General features: G+C 45.2%; 19 protein-coding genes. All 19 read right to left on the reverse strand.

The features are described 5' to 3' along the window. Window positions 1–159 precede the first annotated feature (159 nt). Window positions 160–2,262 carry a polyribonucleotide nucleotidyltransferase gene (pnp, locus tag MHI25_RS18895; protein WP_076127850.1) on the reverse strand — a complete coding sequence of 701 codons (2,103 nt, stop codon included), beginning with the start codon at window positions 2,260–2,262 and terminating at the stop codon, window positions 160–162. Window positions 2,263–2,555: 293 nt separating this feature from the next. After that, entirely contained in the window at window positions 2,556–2,825 is a 270-nt protein-coding gene (gene rpsO / locus MHI25_RS18900; protein WP_036656390.1) for a 30S ribosomal protein S15, read from the reverse strand. Window positions 2,826–2,973: 148 nt separating this feature from the next. Next, a complete protein-coding gene (locus MHI25_RS18905) occupies window positions 2,974–3,921 on the reverse strand; it encodes a bifunctional riboflavin kinase/FAD synthetase (RefSeq protein WP_076182610.1) in 948 nt (315 codons plus the stop codon). Between the two features lie 37 nt (window positions 3,922–3,958). Beyond that, window positions 3,959–4,873 (reverse strand): tRNA pseudouridine(55) synthase TruB, encoded by a 915-nt coding sequence (truB, locus tag MHI25_RS18910; protein WP_076127847.1) that lies wholly within the window; start codon window positions 4,871–4,873, stop codon window positions 3,959–3,961. After that, window positions 4,870–5,847, reverse strand: coding sequence for a bifunctional oligoribonuclease/PAP phosphatase NrnA (locus MHI25_RS18915; RefSeq protein ID WP_076106341.1), 978 nt, complete (start codon window positions 5,845–5,847; stop codon window positions 4,870–4,872). Before MHI25_RS18915 ends, truB begins: the two co-directional genes overlap by 4 nt. 71 nt (window positions 5,848–5,918) lie before the next feature. Next, window positions 5,919–6,266 (reverse strand): 30S ribosome-binding factor RbfA, encoded by a 348-nt coding sequence (gene rbfA / locus MHI25_RS18920; RefSeq protein ID WP_076127845.1) that lies wholly within the window; start codon window positions 6,264–6,266, stop codon window positions 5,919–5,921. Between the two features lie 18 nt (window positions 6,267–6,284). After that, the gene (gene infB, locus MHI25_RS18925; protein ID WP_340393946.1) at window positions 6,285–8,954 is read right to left on the reverse strand and encodes a translation initiation factor IF-2; all 2,670 of its coding nucleotides are present in this window, start codon (window positions 8,952–8,954) and stop codon (window positions 6,285–6,287) included. Beyond that, window positions 8,947–9,270: a YlxQ family RNA-binding protein gene (locus tag MHI25_RS18930; RefSeq protein ID WP_036688466.1), complete on the reverse strand. Its 324-nt coding sequence runs from the start codon at window positions 9,268–9,270 to the stop codon at window positions 8,947–8,949. The genes infB and MHI25_RS18930 overlap by 8 nt, the downstream gene beginning before the upstream one ends. Then, entirely contained in the window at window positions 9,263–9,571 is a 309-nt protein-coding gene (locus MHI25_RS18935) for a YlxR family protein (protein ID WP_036688467.1), read from the reverse strand. Before MHI25_RS18935 ends, MHI25_RS18930 begins: the two co-directional genes overlap by 8 nt. A 28-nt stretch (window positions 9,572–9,599) precedes the next feature. Next, window positions 9,600–10,697 carry a transcription termination factor NusA gene (gene nusA / locus MHI25_RS18940; RefSeq protein WP_076182615.1) on the reverse strand — a complete coding sequence of 366 codons (1,098 nt, stop codon included), beginning with the start codon at window positions 10,695–10,697 and terminating at the stop codon, window positions 9,600–9,602. Window positions 10,698–10,723: 26 nt separating this feature from the next. Continuing rightward, window positions 10,724–11,191, reverse strand: coding sequence for a ribosome maturation factor RimP (gene rimP / locus MHI25_RS18945; protein WP_340393948.1), 468 nt, complete (start codon window positions 11,189–11,191; stop codon window positions 10,724–10,726). Window positions 11,192–11,390: 199 nt separating this feature from the next. Continuing rightward, the gene (locus MHI25_RS18950) at window positions 11,391–15,719 is read right to left on the reverse strand and encodes a PolC-type DNA polymerase III (protein ID WP_340393949.1); all 4,329 of its coding nucleotides are present in this window, start codon (window positions 15,717–15,719) and stop codon (window positions 11,391–11,393) included. A gap of 266 nt (window positions 15,720–15,985) precedes the next feature. Beyond that, on the reverse strand, window positions 15,986–17,434 hold the full coding sequence (gene proS, locus MHI25_RS18955) for a proline--tRNA ligase (RefSeq protein WP_036688477.1): 1,449 nt from the start codon (window positions 17,432–17,434) through the stop codon (window positions 15,986–15,988). Window positions 17,435–17,459: 25 nt separating this feature from the next. Then, the gene (gene rseP, locus MHI25_RS18960) at window positions 17,460–18,734 is read right to left on the reverse strand and encodes an RIP metalloprotease RseP (RefSeq protein ID WP_076190904.1); all 1,275 of its coding nucleotides are present in this window, start codon (window positions 18,732–18,734) and stop codon (window positions 17,460–17,462) included. A 247-nt stretch (window positions 18,735–18,981) separates the two neighbouring features. Then, on the reverse strand, window positions 18,982–20,121 hold the full coding sequence (locus tag MHI25_RS18965; protein ID WP_340393952.1) for a 1-deoxy-D-xylulose-5-phosphate reductoisomerase: 1,140 nt from the start codon (window positions 20,119–20,121) through the stop codon (window positions 18,982–18,984). Between the two features lie 23 nt (window positions 20,122–20,144). Next, window positions 20,145–20,948, reverse strand: coding sequence for a phosphatidate cytidylyltransferase (locus MHI25_RS18970; protein WP_076127836.1), 804 nt, complete (start codon window positions 20,946–20,948; stop codon window positions 20,145–20,147). Window positions 20,949–20,968: 20 nt separating this feature from the next. Next, complete coding sequence (locus MHI25_RS18975) at window positions 20,969–21,736, reverse strand: isoprenyl transferase (RefSeq protein WP_076127834.1); 768 nt, start codon at window positions 21,734–21,736, stop codon at window positions 20,969–20,971. Between the two features lie 78 nt (window positions 21,737–21,814). Beyond that, a complete protein-coding gene (gene frr / locus MHI25_RS18980; protein WP_076127832.1) occupies window positions 21,815–22,369 on the reverse strand; it encodes a ribosome recycling factor in 555 nt (184 codons plus the stop codon). Beyond that, the gene (pyrH, locus tag MHI25_RS18985; RefSeq protein ID WP_036688491.1) at window positions 22,369–23,097 is read right to left on the reverse strand and encodes a UMP kinase; all 729 of its coding nucleotides are present in this window, start codon (window positions 23,095–23,097) and stop codon (window positions 22,369–22,371) included. Before pyrH ends, frr begins: the two co-directional genes overlap by 1 nt. Window positions 23,098–23,105: the final 8 nt, after the last annotated feature.

Raw genomic sequence — 23,105 nt, forward strand, 5'->3', positions numbered from 1 at the left:
AGACAAGAGAGGAATTTATGTCATAAGAACAGAGGCCAGAGGCGTGATATGATGCACTTTACTTTATTTCATATAAAAAAAGAGCCAGAACGCAATCGCTTCTGTCTCCTTTTATTATGCTATTAGGTACTTTAGAAAAGGTACCTCTACAATCGAAACTTAAGCTTTAGCTCCAGTTTCCGAAGTCAATACCGCTTTACGCGACAGGTTAACCCGGCCTTGTTGGTCGATTTCGGTAACTTTAACGGTAATTGTATCCCCGACAGCTACAACATCTTCAACCTTAGCTACGCGCTCAGTAGACAATTGGGAAATGTGTACCAATCCGTCTTTACCCGGAATTAGTTCAACAAATGCTCCAAATTTCTCAATACGTCTAACTGTACCCACATAGATTTCTCCAACTTGTACTTCACGCACAAGTCCTTCGATAATCGAACGCGCCTTTTGGATCATTTCTTCATCTGAAGAACCGATAAAGACACGGCCATCTTGTTCGATGTCGATTTTTACGCCGGTTTCTTCAATAATTTTATTGATAATCTTACCACCAGCACCGATAACATCACGGATTTTGTCCGGATTGATGTTGATAATAATGATTTTTGGAGCATATTTGGACAGATTAGGTCTTGGCGCAGAGATCGCTTCATTCATTTTGTCCAAGATGAACAGACGGCCTTCTTTAGCCTGCTGAAGTGCATCCTGAAGAATTTTGCGGTCGATACCGGCAATCTTAATGTCCATTTGAATAGCTGTAACACCTTCTGCTGTACCAGCTACCTTGAAGTCCATATCTCCGAGATGATCTTCCATACCTTGAATATCCGTCAGGATGGAGACATGCTCTCCGTCTTTGATCAGACCCATTGCTACTCCGGCTACAGGTGCTTTGATTGGCACACCAGCGTCCATCATAGCCAGAATGCTGGCACAGATACTTGCCTGGGAAGTAGAACCGTTAGATTCAATCGCTTCTGATACTAGACGAATCGTGTACGGGAATTCAGTTTCACTAGGAATAACCTTGGATAATGCACGTTCTCCAAGTGCTCCATGACCGATTTCACGGCGTCCTGGTGCTCTAAGCGGACGAGCTTCCCCTACGCTGAACGGCGGGAAGTTGTAATGGTGCATGAAACGTTTCGTTTCAGTAGGATCGATTCCGTCAAGAATTTGCACATCACCTAGTGCTCCAAGAGTACAAACGCTAAGGATTTGTGTTTGTCCACGTGTAAACAGACCGGAACCGTGTGTACGCGGTAACAGACTTGTATCACATTCAATCGGACGGATTTCATCAAGTTTACGTCCATCTGGACGAACCTTATCATGTGTGATTAGACGTCTTACTTCATCCTTCACGATATCATGTAGGACTTCTTTAACATCTTTCAGAAGCTCCGGTGCTTCTATGTACTTCTCTACGAAATACGCAACCGCTTCATCATTAACGACATCAATCGCTTCCTGACGCGCATGTTTTTCAGCTATTTTAACGGCTTCCACCAGACGAGCCTCAGCAAATGCACGGACCTCAGTATTCACGTCAGCATTCACTGTATGCAGCTTCACAGCCATTTTTTCTTTACCAGCCACTTTAACCAGTTCTTCAATGGTTGCAACGATCTTGCGGATTTCATCATGACCGAACATAATCGCTTCGAGCATCACATCTTCCGTCACTTCGTTCGCTTCTGCTTCAACCATCATGATTGCATCCTTCGTTCCAGCAACCACCACATAAACATCACTGATTGCTTGCTGAGACATATCCGGATTGATCACAAACTCTCCATTAATCCGACCTACAGCAACGCCGCCGATGGGTCCATCAAAAGGCACATCGGAAATACTAAGTGCTGCTGAAGTACCGATCATAGCAGCAATATCTGGTGCGCAGTCCTGATCCACACTCATTACCATGTTCAATACCTGAACATCGTTACGGAAACCTTCAGGGAACAGTGGTCTGATTGGACGGTCAGTCAAACGGCTGGACAGAATCGCTTTCTCACTCGGTCTACCTTCCCGTTTAATAAATCCGCCAGGAATTTTACCTACCGCATATAATCTTTCCTCATAGTTAACTGTAAGCGGGAAAAAATCCAGATCCTTAGGCTCTTTTGAAGCCGTAACGGTACATAATACCGAAGTATCCCCGTAACGCACCATAACGGCTGCGTTTGCTTGTTTAGCCAGGCGGCCCGTTTCCAGCACAAGGCGTCTTCCACCCAGCTGCATTTCTACACGTTTTTCCATAAATACCTCCTTGAATAGTAGTAGACCCGCAGTCTAAAATAGCAGGTTCACATATCGATCTAAATGAATTGGAAAGGCTTGTCCCAAAGGGAGGCTGCCTATTCTGTATGCATATAAGAAGAAACGGCTGGGCCTTACTGAAAAGTAAAGTCGCCGTTTTTGCGAATAATCTCATCGATCCTAATATTAAGTTTTCCCTAAATTTTCAAAAAGCAACCCAGCTGTCCCGCTGTCGCTCCGAGAAGGACATACGGTATACAACCAGGCTGCTTTAAGAGTAATCTTATGGAAAATTAACGACGCAATCCCAGTCTTTCGATCAGGGCGCTGTAACGTCTGATGTCTTTGTTTTTCAAATACGCCAGAAGTTTACGACGTTGTCCAACCATTTTCAACAATCCACGACGGGAGTGATGATCTTTCTTGTGCGTACGCAAGTGGTCAGTCAAATTAACGATGTTCTCCGTTAGGATAGCAACTTGCACCTCAGGGGATCCAGTATCGGATTCGTGAGTTTTGTGCTCGTCGATCAATTGATGTTTACGTTCTTGAGTTAATGCCATCCTGTTCACCTCCTTCAATATAATCGCCACTAGCCTCGTCACCGTCGGTGAGAACGTGCAACCAAGCTAAGGTTATGATGCTGTAAGCCAGCAACGTTACTTAGTATAGCATCTCCATTAACAAAAGTAAACGGCTTGTCCGGGATGACTATAAATTATACTCCAGAATCTTCTTCGCGGTTTCTGCATCCTCGCCAATCTGAGTAATCAATGCTCCAATGGAGTCAAACTTCCGTTCTGGACGAATGTAAGATACCAATTCTACCTTAAGCTCTTGATCATACAGGTCACCCTCGAAGTCAAAAAGATGAACCTCAAAGCTCGGAGTTAACACACCCTCATGAAAGGTTGGTTTAACACCCACATTCATAACCCCGTACAGAACTTTATCCTTATAAAAGACTCGGACCGCATATACACCTTTGGTCGGAATGACAAAATGATCACTGAGCTTCAAATTGGCAGTTGGAAAACCAATTGTGCGGCCTCTCTTCTCACCATGCCCCACTTCACCACGCAGATGATAGCAACGTCCGAACCAGGAGTTTGCCAGCCCCAGATCTCCATTTTGGAGACTTTTACGAATGCCGGAGCTGCTAACCTTTTCACCTTCAAGCAGAAAAGGAGGAGCAACTTCCACATTCATAACACCTTCACCCAGTTTGCGAAGCATCTCAACATCGCCTTCACCTTGGTAGCCAAAGCGAAAGTCAAAGCCAACAACTGCAGTTACAATATGTAGCGGCAAAAGCATAACAGAGACAAAATTCTGTGGACTAACCCGGGAAAGCTGCTCATTAAATTCAACAACATACAGGATATCGACACCCATGCTGGCAAGAATCTCTTGCTTTTCAAAGGGTGGCGTCAAGTACCCTTCATAATCTCCCTTACCCATAACATCTTTGGGATGAGGATGAAATGTAAGGACTGCAGCCGGCACACCTTGTTTACGGGCTAAGGCTACAGCGGATGTAATGACGCTGGCATGTCCACGATGCAGGCCGTCAAACTGCCCTAGAGCAGCCACTTGAGGTTGTGCCCATTCGGCAGCAGTCTCCGGCGACATCGGATAGGTTAACGTTACGGTTCTCACGCTGTTTCTCACCTACAATTCACTTGGTAAAATTGATTTAAGCTTGTGCAAACACCTTTACTGGGGCAATAGCACCTGTCTCTTCCAGCTCATAAATGCCAAGAAACAATCCCTGAAGATCGTATAGCCGAATTTGACCTGTTGTCTTCACTTCTGGAGCAATGAACCGCGAAGACAAACGTTGACCCTGCAGTGCTGCCTTCTTCTTCTCATCCATAACGGTATGCTTAGGCAAATGCGAAATTGCCTCATCAGCAGCGATTAAATGATCTTCCAATGTTCCGGCTTCCTTGTGCGCGGCAATATCCTCAAGGGATAAACAATGGCTGGCAGAAATTCCTGCCGACATTGTTCTCTCCAGCTTCACCATTACACCCGGCAGTCCAAGCGCACGACCGATATCTACACAAAGTGTACGAATATACGTGCCTTTGGAGCATAATACCCGGAAAGTGATGTCGGGATGATTACCTTCCCAAGTCATATCCGTCATTTCGATTTCATAAATCTCTACTTCGCGACTTTTCCGTTCAACGGTTTTGCCTTCTCTAGCCAATTCATAAAGACGTTTGCCGTCAACTTTCACCGCAGAGTACATGGGAGGAACCTGAGAAATTACGCCTTTGAAAGAGGCAAGCACTGCAAGAATCTCTTCCTCAGTTACATGAACCTCATCAACAGTTTCCGTAATGGTTCCAGTTAAGTCTTCAGTATCACTGGACATCCCCAGTCTCAGTGTTGCCACATATTCTTTGGGCAGCTCCTGAATATACTCCACAACGCGAGTCGCACGTCCCAGACAAAGCGGCAATACACCAGTCACTTGGGGATCTAGTGTCCCCGTATGACCAATTCGTTTCATGCCGAGAATCCGACGTGCCTTGGCTACAACATCATGTGAAGTGAAGCCTGCCGGTTTATAAACCGCCAGAACACCTTCTAATTCACTCATAAATGACGTCTTACCTCCTCAAGCACCTGAGCTATTGCCTCTTCAAGCGTAGCTTCTATACGCGCACCTGCAGCACGGGTATGACCGCCGCCTCCAAACGTTTGCGCCAATGCAGCCACGTCTACTTTACCGGCAGAACGCAGGCTAACCTTGACCGCATGTTCGTGAATAACTTTAAAAAGAATGCCTACTTCCACGCCCCGAATATTACGAGGGTAGTTTACGATTCCTTCCAAATCTTCATTAGCAGCAGCACATTCGATCATATGCTCGGGTGTAACATATAGCCAGGCAATATCTCCTTCAGGAGATAATTCCAGCGTATTTAAGGCTTTATTTAATATTTTAACCTGTGGCAGCGTCATTTCTTCAAGCAATGTCTCAGCGAGTTCAGGACCGTTAACCCCAAGGGATAATAGCTCAGATACAGCTGCCATTACTTTTGGTGATGTGTTGGTATAACGAAAACCACCGGTATCTGTTAACAGACCCGTATATATAGCTGTGGCGATATCAATATCCCATTCGATCTCGAATGTCTTCAGCAGGTCGAACAAAATTTCCGCTGTCGCAGCTGCATCCGGTTTGATTAAATTAACGAATCCATAACCGTTATTTGTTGGATGGTGATCAATGTTCAGGATAAGAGCCTCATTCGCAAAATAGCGATTTGTCAGCCCTACTCGCTGAAAATCCGCACAATCCACACAGATGACGTTGCTGTATTGACGGGGCGGTTCACTAGAGGCCATATTGATGATTTCATCCGAATGCCATAGGTATTCCATTCGCTTCGGGATTGGTCCTTCATTCAGCATAGTGTATTTTTTGCCCAGACATGAGAGAAGCCAGCCCACCGCAAGGGTGGAGCTGACTGCATCTCCGTCCGGCTGAACATGCGACACTACAAGGTAATCGTCGTGTTCCAGCAGAAACTCACGGGTCTGCTGGAGACTTTGTTCATAGCTCTGCATTCGCCGTCTCCTTTTTAAAGGTTGTTCAAAATAGCATAACGCTATTTTGAACCCACTTTAATCACTTATTTCTAATCGTTCTTATGAAGCTCTCCAAGAAGCTTCTCAATATGACTGCCATAAGCGACAGATTCGTCGAACTTGAAGATCAGCTCCGGTGTATGCCGAAGGCGAATGGCCTTGCCAAGCTCTGAGCGAAGAAAACCATTGGCTTTCTCAATCGCTTTAAGCGAGTCTGACTTCTGCTCTTCATCCCCGAACACGCTTAGGTATACCTTGGCTTGCGATAGATCGTTAGTCACGTCTACGCCAGTTACAGTTACAAAACCGATTCGAGGGTCTTTCAGACCGCTTTGGATAAGTTGACTAAGCTCTTTCTTGATCTGCTCGCCCACTCGTCCTGCTCTAATTTTAGACATCTATATTCACCTCTTCGCTTAGCGCTCTACAGTTTCCATAAGAAACGCTTCGATAATGTCGCCCTCTTGGACGTCATTATAGCGTTCCAAAGTTATGCCACATTCATAACCTTGCGCCACTTCTTTGGCATCATCTTTGAAACGTTTCAAAGTATCAACCTTACCTGTGAACACTACGATTCCGCTACGGATCAAGCGCATTTCAGCATTACGGGTAATTTTACCGGAAGTAACCATACATCCTGCAATGGTACCCACTTTGCTGATTTTGAACACGCTGCGAACTTCGGCGTGACCGATAACATTCTCTTTATAGATAGGATCGAGCATACCTTTCATGGCACTTTCGATTTCTTCAATTACATTGTAGATAATGTTGTGCAGACGAACATCTACTTTTTCTTGCTCAGCAGCTGCTTTGGTCTGTGCGTCTGGACGAACGTTAAAGCCGATAACGATAGCATTCGATGCTGCTGCAAGCGTAATATCGGATTCAGTAATCGCACCAGCACCGCTGTGAATGATCTTCACGCGCACGCCTTCCACTTCGATCTTAGCCAAGGATCCTTTAAGCGCCTCGACTGAACCTTGTACGTCAGCTTTGATAATCACGTTAAGGTCTTTGATCTCGCCATCTTTAATGTGCTGGAACAGATCATCCAAAGTTACACGGGTGTTCGTATTCAGCTCAGATTGACGTTGGGAAGTAGAACGTCTATCAGCAATCGCACGCGCTTTACGCTCATCTTCGAAAGCCATAAACGGATCGCCAGCTTGTGGCACCTCAGTCAAACCAGTAATTTCTACTGGAGTAGATGGTCCAGCTTCTTTGATCTTACGACCTTTATCATTGACCATCGCACGTACACGTCCGAAGCAGTTACCTGCTACAAAGGCATCGCCGACTTTCAACGTACCGTTCTGAACGAGTATACGAGCAACTGGTCCACGGGATTTATCAAGCTCAGCTTCTATAACAGTACCGCGTGCCCGTTTGTCAGGGTTCGCTTTGTACTCATTAACTTCAGCTACGAGCAGGATCATTTCCAGCAGTTCTTCCAAGTTAATACGTTGTTTCGCAGAGAGGTTAACGAAGATGGTATCTCCGCCCCACTCTTCAGGAACAAGTTCATAACTTGTAAGCTCTTGCTTCACCTTATCAGGATCTGCACCCGGTTTGTCGATTTTATTAACAGCGACAATAATCGGAAGTCCAGCAGCCTTAGCGTGTGCAATAGCTTCAACGGTCTGAGGCATAACACCGTCATCAGCAGCTACTACGATAATTGTCATATCCGTAACCTGTGCACCACGAGCACGCATAGCAGTAAATGCTTCGTGACCAGGTGTATCAAGGAACGTGATTTTCTTTTGGTTGATTTCGACTTGATAAGCACCGATGTGCTGAGTGATTCCGCCGGCTTCGCCTAGCGTCACATTGGTCGAACGAATAGCATCAAGTAGTGTAGTTTTACCATGGTCAACGTGACCCATAATAGTAACTACTGGAGGACGAGTCTGAAGATCCTCTTCATTGTCATTCTCTTCCACTGTTTCGAAGCTGTCCTCGTCAACAGGAATCTTCACTTCTACTTCTACGCCAAATTCAGCAGCGAGTAGCAAAATGGTGTCGATATCAAGTTCTTGGTTGATGGTAGCCATAACACCCATCGAAATCAGCTTTTTGATTACTTCAGAAGCATCCTTGTGAAGCAATTTCGCTGTTTCACCAACGGTCATGCTGCCACGAACGATGATTTTCTTAGGTGTGTTATCGATCTTCTCGCGGTGTACCATTGGCTGGTTCTTGCCACGGCCATTCTTACCACCACGACCGCGGTAGTTACCACCTTTACCATCATCGAAACGTCTTTGATTATTATTCGGTCTGCCACCAGTTGTGTTCTTTTTAGGACCTCTGTCATCACCGCGTGTGAAACCTCCGCCTGTGCCAGATTGACCTTGTGGACGGCTGTCAGTGCGTGGTGCACTGCTTTGTCCTTGCGGACGGCTGCCACTTGTATTGCTACCTTGTGGACGGCTTCCACCAGTGTTGCTGCCTTGTGGGCGGCTACCACCAGTATTGCTGCCTTGCGGACGGCTGCCACCGGTATTGCTACCTTGTGGACGGTTGCCGCCAGTATTACTGCTTTGCGGACGGCTGCCACCGGTATTGCTACCTTGTGGGCGATTGCCGCCAGTACTGCTGCCTTGCGGGCGGCTGCTACTAGTACTGCTAGTACTGTTAGTACTGTTAGTACGTGGAGCACCGCTTTGTTGCGGACGTGCATTCTGCGTTGAACCTGTTTGTGTTCTGCGGGAATCTTGTCCGCTTTGGGGCCTTGGGGACGTCGTCGATTGGTTGTTGTTTTGGTTACTGTTCATACCTACCTGCTTTTCCTGTTGATTTTTGTTGGCATTCTGAGCACTTTGAGGTTCGGCTGTTACCGCACCGGTTGTTACCGGCCGGCTGCTGGTGCCGGTATCCCGCTTGGCTGCAGCATTTGATTTGATATCCTTAAAGAACTGTTCAACTTTGTTCACGGATCCATTCTCCATGACACTCATATGATTATTCACAGGGACATTCAAACGCTTCAGAATAGTAATAATTTCTTTACTGCTCATGTTTAGTGACTTGGCGTATTCGTACACGCGCAATTTATCTTTGTTCTCTTCTTTAGTCAATAAATCCACCTCCGACAGTATCTCCGAGTTGCTTGGAGATCATTTCCGCGAATCCTTTATCCGTAATGGCCAGTACTACGCGCTGGTCTTTACCAATACTTGCACCGAGTTCATCCCGGTGAAATGCGATTACTAGTGGAATATCGTAAGTTCCGCATTTATCACGGAACTTTTTTTGGGTATTATCTGAAGCGTCACCTGCCAGAACGACCAGCTTCGCCTCTGAAGACCGTACAGCTTTGAGTACAGCCTCGTCACCGGTGACTATCTTGCCTGCTCTCATGGCAAGCCCTAAATAAGAAAGCGCCTTACTCATTATCCTCACTATCCTTTGCTGCTAGAAACTGCTCTTCCACGGAAGTAAACTCCCGGGCTAGCTGGGCGTAGATTTCAGGACTCACTTGACATTTCAATGCACGGTCAAGTGCTTTGTTCTTTTGTGCCAGCTGAAAGCATTCAAGCTTGCCGCATATGTAAGCACCACGGCCTGACTTCTTGCCCGTCAGATCAATCAGCACTTCACCTTCAGGCGTTCTTACCACACGAATCAGCTCTTTTTTAGGCATCATCTCTTGGGTAGCAACGCATTTACGCAGCGGCACCTTTTTTTGTTTCATTACAAACGCCTCCCGTCAAGCAGGTTAATTAATCTATGGAGACGGAATCCTGATGCATTTCATCAATAGAAGATTTCGGTCTGCCGTATTCCTGCTCCGCTTGAGTTTCACTCTTGATATCAATCTTCCAGCCGGTAAGTTTAGCGGCAAGACGTGCATTTTGCCCTTTAATACCGATAGCCAGTGACAATTGATAGTCAGGAACGATAACTCTCGCCATCTTCTCCGTTTCAAAGACTTGAACTTCAAGAACCTTTGAAGGGCTAAGTGCATTCGCAACATATTCCTGCACCAGATCAGAATAACGGACGATATCGATCTTCTCACCGCGAAGCTCAGTAACGATGGTCTGAACGCGTGTGCCTCTTGGACCTACGCAAGAACCAACGGGATCTACTTCTGGATTGCGGGAATACACAGCAATCTTCGAGCGGAAGCCAGCTTCACGGGCTACAGAACGAATCTCAACTACACCGTCAAATATTTCAGGAACTTCAAGCTCGAACAGACGCTTCAGTAATCCAGGATGACTGCGGGAGAGCATAATCTGCGGACCTTTTGTTGTATTCTCAACTTTTGTGATATAAGCCTTGATGCGTTCGCTTTGTTTGAACTTTTCACCTGGCATCAATTCGCTAAGCGGAAGAACCGCTTCGATTTTACCAAGATCAATGTAAATGTTCCGCATATCTTGACGTTGAACTAGTCCAGTAACGATATCATCTTCTTTGTCGATAAAAGCATTATAGATAAGTCCACGCTCTGCCTCGCGAATTCGTTGAGTTACAACCTGCTTAGCAGTCTGTGCGGCAATACGTCCAAAATCACGCGGTGTCACTTCAAGCTCAGCGATATCTTCCAGCTGGAAATGCGGGTTAATTTCTCTGGCTGCCGGCAACGAGATTTCAGTCCTTGTATCCAGGACCTCCTCAACAATTAACTTGCGGGCAAACACTTTAATGACACCTGTATTGCGATTCATGTCAACACGCACGTTCTGTGCTGCATTGAAATTACGTTTATAACTAGAGATCAGCGCCGCTTCAATCGCTTCAAACAGCACATCTTTACTGATGCCTCTCTCCCTCTCCAGCTCATTCATTGCTTCAATAAACTCCATACTCATGAATTTCCGGCCCCCCTTTCAAGACGTTAAAAAATAATGGCCAATCTCGCACTTGCGACCTTGGCGTACGGTACTACATGTTCTTTTTTGCCCGCGGAGATGAGCAGTTCCTCGTTCTCGAACGAGAGCAAACGACCTTCAAATTCTTTGAGTCCTTGAATCGGCTCATAAACAGTCACATACACGTCCTTACCTACCGCTTTAGCTACATCCGAAGCTTTTTTGAGAGGACGCTCTGCTCCCGGCGAGGAAACCTCAAGGAAATATGCCTCAGGAATAGGATCATTCTTATCTAACTTCTGACTGAAATATTCGCTAATGATCCCGCAGTCATCAATATCAATGCCGCCTTCTTTATCTACGAATATACGCAGAAACCAATTGGAGCCTTCCTTCACGTATTCAACGTCCACCAGTTCGAAACCATTGTCGTCGAGATAGGGCCCGAGCATCTGCTCTACCGTTTGTTTAATTTTAGATTTGGGTGTGCTCAAAAGAAAATTACCTCCACGAACTTGTCTTTTGCTATATACCAAAGATAAAGAGTGGGTTTCCCCACTCTTTACACAACGGACTTATCTCATTATTACCAAAGAAATTATACCATAGGGAAACTGGACTGACAAGTGCTAGCCCTTGACTCCCCCTTTGGAGCACTCTTTTCTAGCCATGAAATAAGTGTTGTTAAAGCCTTTAAAATAGGGAAAGTTGATTGCTTTCCGGTAAGCCGCGGAAGCAGCCCATGCCGGTCAGCAGCTCAATAACCGTCTTACTTGCCTTTGATTTCTGCTGGAAATCTTCAATAGACAGGAACTCGCCAGCATCTTTCGCAGCAGCTATGTTGATAGCAGCATTCTCACCAATTCCCGCTAAAGCAGAAAACGGAGGAATCAAACTCTTGTCATCAACAATAAACTTATTCGCTTCTGAGCGGTAAAGATCAATGTTTTTGAATGTAAACCCACGTGCCGTCATCTCCAAAGCCATCTCAAGGACAGGCAACATAGCCTTTTCCTTAGGCAAAGCTTGAAATCCTTTTTGCTCAATTTCTACGATCTGACGGCTGATGGCTTCATACCCCTTACAGCACAATTCAATATCAAAATCTGCTGCACGTACAGAGAAATAAGTCGCATAATATTCAATAGGATGATACAGCTTGAAGTAGGCGGTACGTACTGCAGAAATTACGTATGCAGCAGCATGCGCCTTCGGGAACATGTATTGAATCTTTAGACAAGAATCAATATACCATTGTGGGACCTTGCACTTTTTCATTTCCTCGATCCATTCGTCAGACAAACCTTTACCTTTACGAACACTCTCGGTAATTTTAAAGGCCAAGCTCGCATCCATTCCCGCTTTATAAATTAAGAAGAGCATGATGTCATCACGACAACCGATAACGGTCTTAATGTTACAAGTGTTATTCTTTATAAGCTCTTGAGCGTTACCAAGCCAAACTCCAGTACCATGAGACAAACCTGATATTTGCAGTAAGTCAGCAAAGCTGGACGGCTTCGACTCAATAAGCATTTGACGTACGAACTTGGTACCCATTTCGGGCACACCATAGGTCGCAACCGGTGATCTGATTTCGTCAGGTCTTACTCCAAGTGCATCTGTAGAGTTAAACATGCTCATTACTTTCGGATCATTCATCGGGATAGAAGTTGGATCAACACCTGTCAAATCCTGAAGCATCCGCATCATCGTCGGATCATCATGACCCAGAATATCAAGCTTCAGCAAATTCGCGTCAAAAGCGTGATAATCAAAGTGTGTGGTCTTCCATTCAGCATTGACATCATCCGCCGGGAATTGTACTGGCGTAATATCTTCTACCTCCATATAGTCTGGAACAACGACTATACCACCCGGATGCTGTCCCGTACTACGTTTAACGCCTGTACAGCCAGCCGCCAGACGGCCAACTTCAGCTCCACGCCAACGTTTCTGGTGAAGTTCTTCGTATTTTTTTGCAAATCCGAAGGCTGTCTTCTCAGCTACGGTACCAATCGTTCCGGCACGGAATACATTTTTCTCACCAAACATTTCTTTGGTAAAGTTATGTGCATTCGGCTGATATTCCCCTGAGAAGTTCAAATCGATATCGGGGACTTTATCCCCCTTAAATCCAAGGAAGGTCTCGAACGGAATATCCTGGCCTTCACCTTTGAGCTTCTGACCGCAATCCGGGCAGACTTTATCTGGTAAATCGAATCCGCTCCGCACACTACCGTCCAGGAACCATTCATTATGGCGACACTCGGGGTTTAGGCAAATATAATGCGCAGGCAAAGGATTAACTTCTGAAATTCCTAGAAATGTAGCTACTACAGATGAACCTACGGAACCCCGGGAGCCTACGAGATACCCATCCTGATTTGACTTTTTAACGAGACGTTCAGAAATCAAATAGTTGGCAGAGAACCCGTATTTAATAATCGGTGCAAGCTCTTTCTCCAAACGGGCAATAACTACCTCAGGCAGCTCTTCACCGTAAATGGATTTGGCAGTATTGTAGCAGGTCTCGCGAATTTCTTCGTCCGCCCCGTCAATAATTGGTGTAAATAGCTTATCTGGAAATAGCTCCAGTTCTTCAAAACGCTCCGCCAGCTCAACTGTATTTGTGACAACGACTTCCATCGCTTTTTCAGCACCAAGAAATTCGAATTCAGACAGCATTTCATCTGTTGTGCGGAAGTGTGCATCCGGTTTGCGTTGGTCTTTAAGCGGACTAAAGCCCGTGATCCCATTAATCGTAATATCACGATACAGCTTGTCCCGGGGTTCAAGATAATGTACATTCCCCGTTGCGATAACAGGTTTATTCAACTGTTCCCCTATTTCGCAAACCTTCCGGACTACATCGCGAAGCTCATCAGGGCCTGCTACAAAGCCCTTGTCCACCAAGTGCATGTACATGGTCAATGGCTGAATCTCCAGCACATCATAAAAATGAGCAACCTCCATGGCTTCCTCAGTCGTTTTGTTGAGTACTGCTTCAAAAAACTCTCCACGTTCACAACCGGAAATCACTAGCAGTCCATCTCTATGCTCTTCCAGCTTGGATTTTGGAATACAAGGTACACGTTTGAAATATTCCGTATGTGACATGGAAATGAGCTTATAGAGATTCTTTTTCCCTATTTGATTTAGTGCATAAATATTACAGTGGAACGGTCGTGTGTTCGAAAGATCATTACCCACATAATCGTTTAGTCGATCAAGGCGGGTCATGCCCTTCATCTTTTCAGCATCTGCGAGCAATCCTGTTAATATACCGCCGAGTGCTATGGTATCATCAATCGCACGGTGATGGCTTTCCAGAAGAACTTTATATTTATCGGCTAATGTGTTCAGCCTGTGATTCTTCATGCTTGGATATAGTAACCGCGCGAGCTCAAGCGTATCAAGAGATGGATTCAGAAGCACAGGTTCACCTATTTTACGTAACGAGGCCTGAATAAAACCCATATCAAATCTGGCGTTATGAGCTACAAGGATACTATCACCCACAAATTCAACAAACTTACGCAGCACTGGTTCAAGATCCGGAGCATCCTTAACCATTTCATCCGTAATATTGGTCAATTGCTGAATATGATAAGGGATTTTCTCATGCGGATTAACAAAAGTAGAATAACGGTCTACTTCTTTGCCTTCGCACATTTTAATGGCCGCCAGCTCCGTAATATTATTGCGGGTAATCGATAAACCCGTGGTTTCTATATCAAACACTACATAGGTAGCTGTCTTCAAGTCCAAAGGCTGAGCGTTCTCGACAATATTCACAGAGTCATTCACAACATTAGCTTCCACACCATAAATCATTTTTATCTTATGCTTATGAGCTGCATGGTTTGCATCAGGAAAAGCCTGAACGCCGCCATGATCAGAAATCGCAATCGCAGGATGACCCCACTGGGCAGCTGTTTTGACATAGGTAGTGATCGGAGTGACCGCATCCATCGTACTCATCGTAGTGTGAAGGTGGAATTCCACCCGTTTCTTAGGAGCTGTATCTTTACGCGCAGGCGGTGCCTTAACTTCCGTTAAATCTGAAGGGATCATCACGAGCTCAGGAATCTGCATAAAACGGTCATATTCTACTTTCCCGCGTGCTCTTACCCATTTGCCATTAGCTAGCTGACTCATAACCTTCAGATCATCTTTAGTCTTCGCGAACATCTTCATTTGTAGAGAATCCGTAAAATCGGTCAGACTGAAAGTGAACAAGGTACTGCCATTGCGAAGCTCCTTACGATCCAGACCAAAAATGGTACCCTGAATTGTAATTTTCTTCTCTTCATCTTGAATTTCAAGAATCGGCACGGCCTGTTCCTTAATTTCATACCCCACTTGAAGCTTAATTACTTCATTAGGATCGCTATCATCAGCAGGAGCTTCTGTTTCCACAGCAGTCATCATCTGCTCAACGATCTCGCGTTGTTCTTGCTGAAGCTTTTGCTGAAATTCTTCGAATGCTTCAACATTATTATTTTCGTTCTCCGCCATTAGTAATTTAACTTTTAAGGAGAGACCGAAATACTTATCATAAAATTTAATAATTGCTCCATCGATGCCTTTTTTGCGAGCCAACTCCATCGAAGTGGAATCACTCATCGTTAACATTAAAGTATCCTCTTTAAGCTCCTGTGAGGAGCGGGTCAGCCAGCCGTTTACCGATGGGATCTCCCGATGTACCCACTCCAGAAACAGTCCCCAATATTCCTGGACAAGCTCCGCTCTGCTAACCTTCTCATCATATAGGAACAAAAAGCTTACTTTAGCTATATGCTGTAGCTTCTCACGCATTCTAAGGCAAAATGTCCGATATACCTGTGCTGGAACCAGACTTTCTTTCGCAATAATGATTTGCCAGTCCCGATTACCGCGACTGATCTCAACACGTTCTATATACCCATCCAAAAAGTAGGGGTCCATGATTGCAGGCGGAATTTCACCCTGCTTCATCAAGAGCTCGAACCTTTTTCTTCTCTCCTGGTTTTGTTCCATGCTTTCCTCCCACCTTTAATAACCCAGTTAAAACTATCCATGATATACAGTGAAAGTACAATATGATAAGAAGAAACGATGTAGTCGACTTTTAAAGACGACAACTGTTTCTCGTAAAAATATAAGAATTTATAGCGAAAACCTATAAATTCTTATATTTTAAAAAGCTTCTGGTTTCAAAAAGCATTGGGTTCTTACGGCCCGCCGACTCCTCTCGCCAGAAGCTAAATTAAAATACTACAAGACTGTTGATCGGTGCCTAATGATTAATACGCCTTTGCAAAAACCACAGTATGCTTGGCTGGTTGGCCACAGCAAATGCAGACTTGCTTAGTCTCCGCTGGATCAAAAGGAATATTGCGGCTACCCGCACCTGTCTCTTCCTTAACTTTGGACTCGCATTCTTCGGAACCACACCATCCCGCTAGAGCAAATCCACGTTTTTCGTCCATCGAAGCTTTCATTTCCTCCAAGGAATCTACAGAATAGAAATGGTCCTCACGGAATTTCAGCGCACGTTCGAACATTTCATTGTGAACCTGTTCAAGCATTGTTTGAACCTCTTCTACGAGGTTTTCCTGTTGAATAACCTTCTTCTCTCCGGTGACACGTGAGACGAGAACGCAGACGCCATTCTCCATATCGCGTGGTCCAAGCTCCAAACGTACTGGCACTCCACGCATTTCATATTCATTAAACTTCCAGCCTGGGGTAACATCTGAACGATCATCTACACGTACACGTACGCCAGCATTCTTCAATTCCTTGAACAGCTCGTCCGTCCGCCCAATCACAGCTTCGCGGGTCTTAGGAGGTCCGATAGGAATCATAATAACTTGCGTTGGAGCTACCTTAGGCGGCAGAACAAGACCGCGGTCATCTCCATGTACCATAATCAAGGAGCCAATCAAGCGAGTGGTTGAGCCCCATGAAGTAGTGTGTACATACTCCAAATTATTGTCACGGCTTAAATATTGAATCTCAAAAGCTGTGGCAAACTTGGTGCCAAGGTAATGTGAAGTAGCAGCCTGAACAGCGCGTCCATCCTTCATCATCGCTTCAATAGAATACGTATCTACCGCACCGGCAAAACGCTCGGAAGGTGTCTTTTGTCCGGTAATAACCGGAATGGCAAGATAGGTCTCGACAAAATCACGGTAGTTATCCAGCATCCGCATAGTTTCTTCACGAGCTTCCGCTTCATTCTCATGCGCGGTATGCCCTTCTTGCCAAAGAAACTCAGTAGTGCGGATAAATGGCAATGTACGTTTCTCCCAACGAACCACGTTCGCCCATTGATTGATAAGTACAGGAAGGTCACGATAAGATTGAATCCATTTGGAGTACATGTGGCCAAACATGGTCTCTGAAGTAGGACGAACTGCGAGACGTTCCTCAAGTACGTCACCACCCGCTTCTGTTACCCATGGCAGCTCTGGATTAAAGCCTTCAATGTGATCCTTTTCCTTCTGAAAGAAACTCTCTGGAATGAACACTGGAAAATAAGCGTTTCGATGCCCAGTTTCCTTGAGTCGACGGTTCATTTCCTCCTGAATATGCTCCCATATTTCATAGCCTTCTGGCTTAAATACAATACAGCCACGAACAGGAGAGTAATCCATCAAGTCTCCTTTTTTAATAACATCAATATACCAGCGTGAGAAATCCTCGCTTTGCGGCGTGATTTCCGTAACGAATTGTTTATCTTTTGCCATGTAATGGAATGCCTCCCGAAGAAAATTAGCCGCTGATCAAACGTAAAATATCATTATACGTAACAGCAATCATTAATAAAAATAGCAGTGCAAAACCTACAAAGTGAACCATGCCTTCATGACCCGGATCCACAGGTTTGCCACGCAGTGCCTCTACACCTAGGAATGCCAGACGGCTTCCATCGAGTGCCGGAATCGGCAAGAGGTTAAATATCCCCAGATATAGACTCAAAATAGCGGCCCAGTATGTAAGATACTGAATACCTTGTTGAGCAATTTGACCGGTTACCTCAAACGTACGAACCGGACCTCCAATATCATCCATATTGAATTTATTGATCAATTGTTTAAAGCCCAAAAAGATAGCTTCTGTCGTATCGACCATAGCTTTTCCTGAACCCGTTATCGTCTCGCCAAAACCAGCTTTACGAGTAGGCAGCTCAGGAGTGATGCCTATTTTACCGCCTTCTTGTCCTTCCATACTGCGAGGAACTAGCGTAACGTTAAGGGTTTCCTCTCCCCGCTGCAGCGTCCAGTTCATTTCTTTCCCTTTGGACTCCGAGGTCAAGCTAATCATTTTTTTGTAATCAGCACCGATTTTCTCACCATTGATAGAGACAATGATGTCACCCTTTTGGAGTCCTGCTTCTTGCGCAGGCATTCCTTCGGAGACGTCACCAATCTTAACAAAAGTAGGATTTTCAACTTGAATACCGACCATTTGCAAATGGATGGCAAAGAGTACAAAGGCTAACAGAAAGTTCATCACAGGACCCGCAACGATAGCCAACGCACGCTGACCCACGGTCTTGCTGCCGAATTGACGATCTTTAGGTGCAATTTGTGTCTGTTGCGTTCCTTTAATCATCATCGCTTGCGGATGAACATCATAAGTTGTAACTTCTCCGTCCACATCTAAGGTAATCTGCAATTTATCCTCGAGATCGGTATTCAGCGCCTCACCACGGATAACATTTCTACGGGTGTCTAGTGCATCCAGATAAATGTTTTTAACTTTATTGTCTTGTCCGAGCCTTACCGCAATGGTCTGTCCAGAACCTATCTCGACAATCTCAGGATCTTCACCAGCCATGCGGGCATAACCGCCAAAAGGCAGTAAGCGAAGAGTGAACTGAGTCTCATTCCGTTTATAAGAAAACAGTTTCGGACCGAAACCGATAGCAAATTCCCTCACGAGAATACCGGCGCGTTTGGCAAAATAATAGTGACCCCATTCGTGTACAGTCACAAGTACAAAAAACATGAGCACCGTTAAAAAAACGACCTGAACCATTTCCAAACGTATCATCCCCCTTTAGGTGTAAGACCGAAGTATGTCCTCTTAATTTATCATTATTCTCCGATCAGGCACAAGAGAATCAACTGTCCCAACCTATTTTTAGGGCAAAGTAAGTATTTCCATTCAAGCAATAACGCCATCGGTGTCCCTTAAGGAGACGGTACGCGTTTACGCGAGAAATATAAGGATAATGTATAAAGTGAAACTTATACTTTCTTATATTTTGAAAAGGATATCTTTCTACGTTCTACAGCGTAGCTGCCAGTTCTCGAACACGTCTATCACAGGATTCAATTTGTTCCAGATTCGGATTATGCTCGTTATTATGACGATCTAGCAATTCTCCGATAATCTCCTCAATACGCAGGAACGAGATCTCATGACTCAAGAATCGAGCAACAGCTATTTCGTTCGCAGCATTAAAAGCTGTAGTCGCCGTTCCACCAGCTTTTCCACAATCTATCGCTAGCTTCAGTGCAGGGTAACGTTCAAAGTCCATTTCACGGAAGGTCAAACGTCCTATCTCAGCTAACGACAACCGCTGTGCCGGAGATTCCCAACGAGCTGGATAAGTAAGTGCATATTGAATCGGGACACGCATATCGGGATTGCCAAGCTGGGCAATAATACTGCTGTCACGGAATTCAACATAAGAGTGAATGATGCTCTCCGGGTGCAGCAGCACATTCACTTGTTCATACGGAAGACCGAATAACCAATGTGCTTCAATAACCTCTAGGCCCTTGTTCACCATTGTAGCAGAATCTATCGTTATTTTCGCGCCCATGCTCCAATTCGGATGACGAAGCGCATCTTCTACCGTCACATCCTTAAGCTGATCACGCGTAAAGTCACGGAATGAGCCGCCGGATGCTGTTAAAGTGATGTAGGCAATATCTGAGATGTTCTCGCCATTGAGACATTGATAAATAGCTGAATGCTCACTATCAATCGGCAACAGCTTAACTCCCTTACGATTAGCGAGATCAGTGACCAAATGTCCGGCCGTTACTAATGTCTCCTTATTGGCGAGTCCAATATGTTTGCCAGCTTCAATTGCCGCTAGTGTTGATTGAAGCCCTACGCTTCCCATAACAGCCGTTACGACCATTTCGGCATCGCCGCCAGCCGCCACTTCAACAAGCCCTTCATTCCCGCTGTAAAGCTCTATACCAGAAGGTAGGCTGGATCTAATCTCATCTGCCAGCTCTTTCGTTGCCACAGAGACTCTACGCGGGTTAAAACGACGAACTTGCTCCAGTAATAATGCTGTATTTGTTCCGGCCGCCAAGCCATCTACTTCAAAAGAGTCTGGGTGCATTGCGATGACATCTAGAGTCTGAGTGCCGATCGAACCCGTCGAACCTAGAACACTTATTTTTTTCATAGTTATACTCTCTCTCCCTTCGTTTAATAGTAAGGCATAAGCATTACAATATGTACGAATGGAAATACGATAATCCAGCTGTCACATCGATCAAGAATACCGCCATGCCCTGGCAAAAGTGTACCTGAGTCTTTAATGCCATACGCACGTTTATAAGCTGACTGCACAAGATCTCCAAGCTGTCCTAATATCGCACAAGAAAGCCCAATAAGCAATGCTCGTCCTATCGTCAAGTGTTCAGGAGCAAGCAGCGCAAACACGATAGAAATAAGCATCGAGATCAGTACCCCGCCAACAGCACCTTCCACCGTTTTGTTAGGACTGATGGCCGGCCAGAGCTTGTTCTTGCCAAAGCTTCTGCCTACAAAATATGCCCCCGCATCACTGCCCCAAATGCAGAACAGGAGCAAAAAAGTCCAGAACAAACCATGTCCGTCATCCGATGCACGAGCCACGGCCATATAAGAGAAGCCCATTCCAATGTATACAATACCAGTAAACAGCAAGGCTGTTACTCGAATATCTAATTTATTTTTAGTAAAAACGGTGACCAGAAGGAACAATAACAGCAGAATCCAAATCCCTTGCTCCCAGGACAACGGCTCATTAACACCAAGCAAATTCCATGGGATCATGAAGCTTAGAATAGCTGCGTAACCCAGAACAGTAGTACCGGAAAGCGTAGGAATACCTATCATTTTGACAAATTCATAAAAACCTATAAGAGCCATAGCAATAAGCAGAACCTGATACGGCCAGTTTCCCAGTACACATAACCCTAAAAATAATACTCCGGCAACAATTCCGGTAATCAATCGCTGCTTCAAAGGTTCCATCTCCTAACAAGCTACTTCAGTCCACCATAACGGCGTGTTCGTCGTTGATATTCAGCAACGGCCTGATGCAAATGCTCTTTGTCGAACTCAGGCCAGTACACATCAGTAAACCACAGTTCACTATAGGCAACCTGCCATAACATAAAATTGCTAAGCCGAATTTCTCCGCTTGTACGTATCAGCAAATCAGGATCGGGTAAACCAGCAGTTAATAGTCTGTTGTTAATCAACTCTGATGTAATTTCTTCTGGCGACAATATACCAGCTTGGATATCTTTCCCTAAGCTGCGCATACAGCCTTCTATTTCATTGCGTCCACCATAGTTAAGAGCAAAATTTAAGATCAATCCAGTATTCTCTTTTGTTCTAGCTACCGCCTCTTCCATAGCCTTACGGGTATATGAAGGTAAAGCGTCAGCGTCACCCATCATGCGTACTTGAACATTCTTCTCGATTAGCTCATCAAGCTCAATCGCCAGAAACTCCCCAGGCAAACGCATCAAGTAATCGACTTCTTCTTTCGGGCGTATCCAGTTTTCTGTCGAGAACGCATACATCGTTAAGTATTTAATACCTAATTCGTCTGCAGCGATCGTAGCACGTTTGACAGCCTTCATGCCGTTCTGATGACCCATAACGCGCGGTAAGCCGCGCCGTTTAGCCCAGCGTCCATTACCATCCATTATCACAGCCACATGCCGGGGAATGTTATCCGGTGAAATCTCGACTGACTGTTGCCTGTCTTTACGGCTCAGCCACGCTTGAATCCGTTTGATCATTTCCGTTTCCTCCAAGCTCTTATCAGAAAGAGACAAACCCCACCATTAACGGAGGGGCCTTAAGTCTCTTGAATATCATTAAACTTCCATAATCTCTTTTTCTTTGGAAACAAGCACTTTGTCAACTTCGGCTATGAACTTATCCGTTGTTTTTTGAATGTCTTCCTGATGGCCACGGGACTCATCTTCAGAGATACCGTTTTTCTCCATCTTTTTAATATCATCGTTGGCATCACGGCGAATGTTGCGGATCGCTACTTTCGCTTCTTCACCAAATTTCTTAGTCAGCTTAACCAAGTCCGTCCGACGCTCTTCAGTCAGCGGAGGGATAGAAAGACGAATAATGGTGCCGTCATTGGCAGGTGTCAATCCGATATCGGATTTCATGATCGCCCGTTCAATATCAGACATCGATGTTTTGTCCCACGGCTGAATCAACAGTGTCCGGGAATCCGGAGTACTAATGTTGGCCAGCTGATTAATTGGAGTAGGTGCCCCGTAATATTCAACTTGAATACGATCGAGAAGCGATGTTGTTGCACGTCCTGCACGTAATGTCGCCAAGTCACGTTTCAGCGATGAAATCGCTTTTTCCATACGCTCTTCAGCATTTTTTTTGACCGATTGTGGCATTAATCTACACTCCCTTTAACAATCGTTCCGATCTTCTCACCGAGAACGACACGTTTGATATTGCCTTGTTCTGTAATGGCAAATACAATGAGCGGTATATTGTTATCCATGCATAAAGATGAAGCTGTTGAATCCATAACACCGAGGTTTTTGTTCAGAACATCCATATAAGTAAGCTGTTCGAATTTCTCAGCGGTACTATCTTTGAACGGATCAGCAGAATATACTCCATCAACCTTATTTTTCGCCATCAGAATAACTTCTGCTTCGATCTCTGCCGCTCTAAGTGCTGCAGTAGTATCTGTTGAGAAGAATGGGTTACCTGTGCCTGCTGCAAAAATAACAACACGGCCCTTCTCCAAGTGGCGAATCGCACGACGACGAATGTATGGTTCAGCAATTTGCTGCATCGAGATCGAAGTCTGTACTCTTGTTGGCACATCGATTTGCTCCAATGCATCCTGCAGTGCAAGTGAGTTCATTACTGTTGCCAGCATGCCCATATAATCTGCAGTAGCGCGATCTATGCCGCTTGCGCTGCCCGCGATCCCGCGCCAAATGTTCCCCCCGCCACAAACAATCGCAACCTGAACGCCAAGTTCTACAACTTCCTTGATCTGTTCAGCGATGGAAATAATCATGTCGGCATCAATACCATATCCGTTTTGTCCTGCCAAAGACTCTCCACTTACCTTAAGGACTACTCTCTTAAATACCGGCTGTTCCAAATGTATAC

Source organism: Paenibacillus sp. FSL E2-0177 (assembly GCF_037992975.1).
Lineage (GTDB): Bacteria > Bacillota > Bacilli > Paenibacillales > Paenibacillaceae > Paenibacillus_AQ > Paenibacillus_AQ odorifer.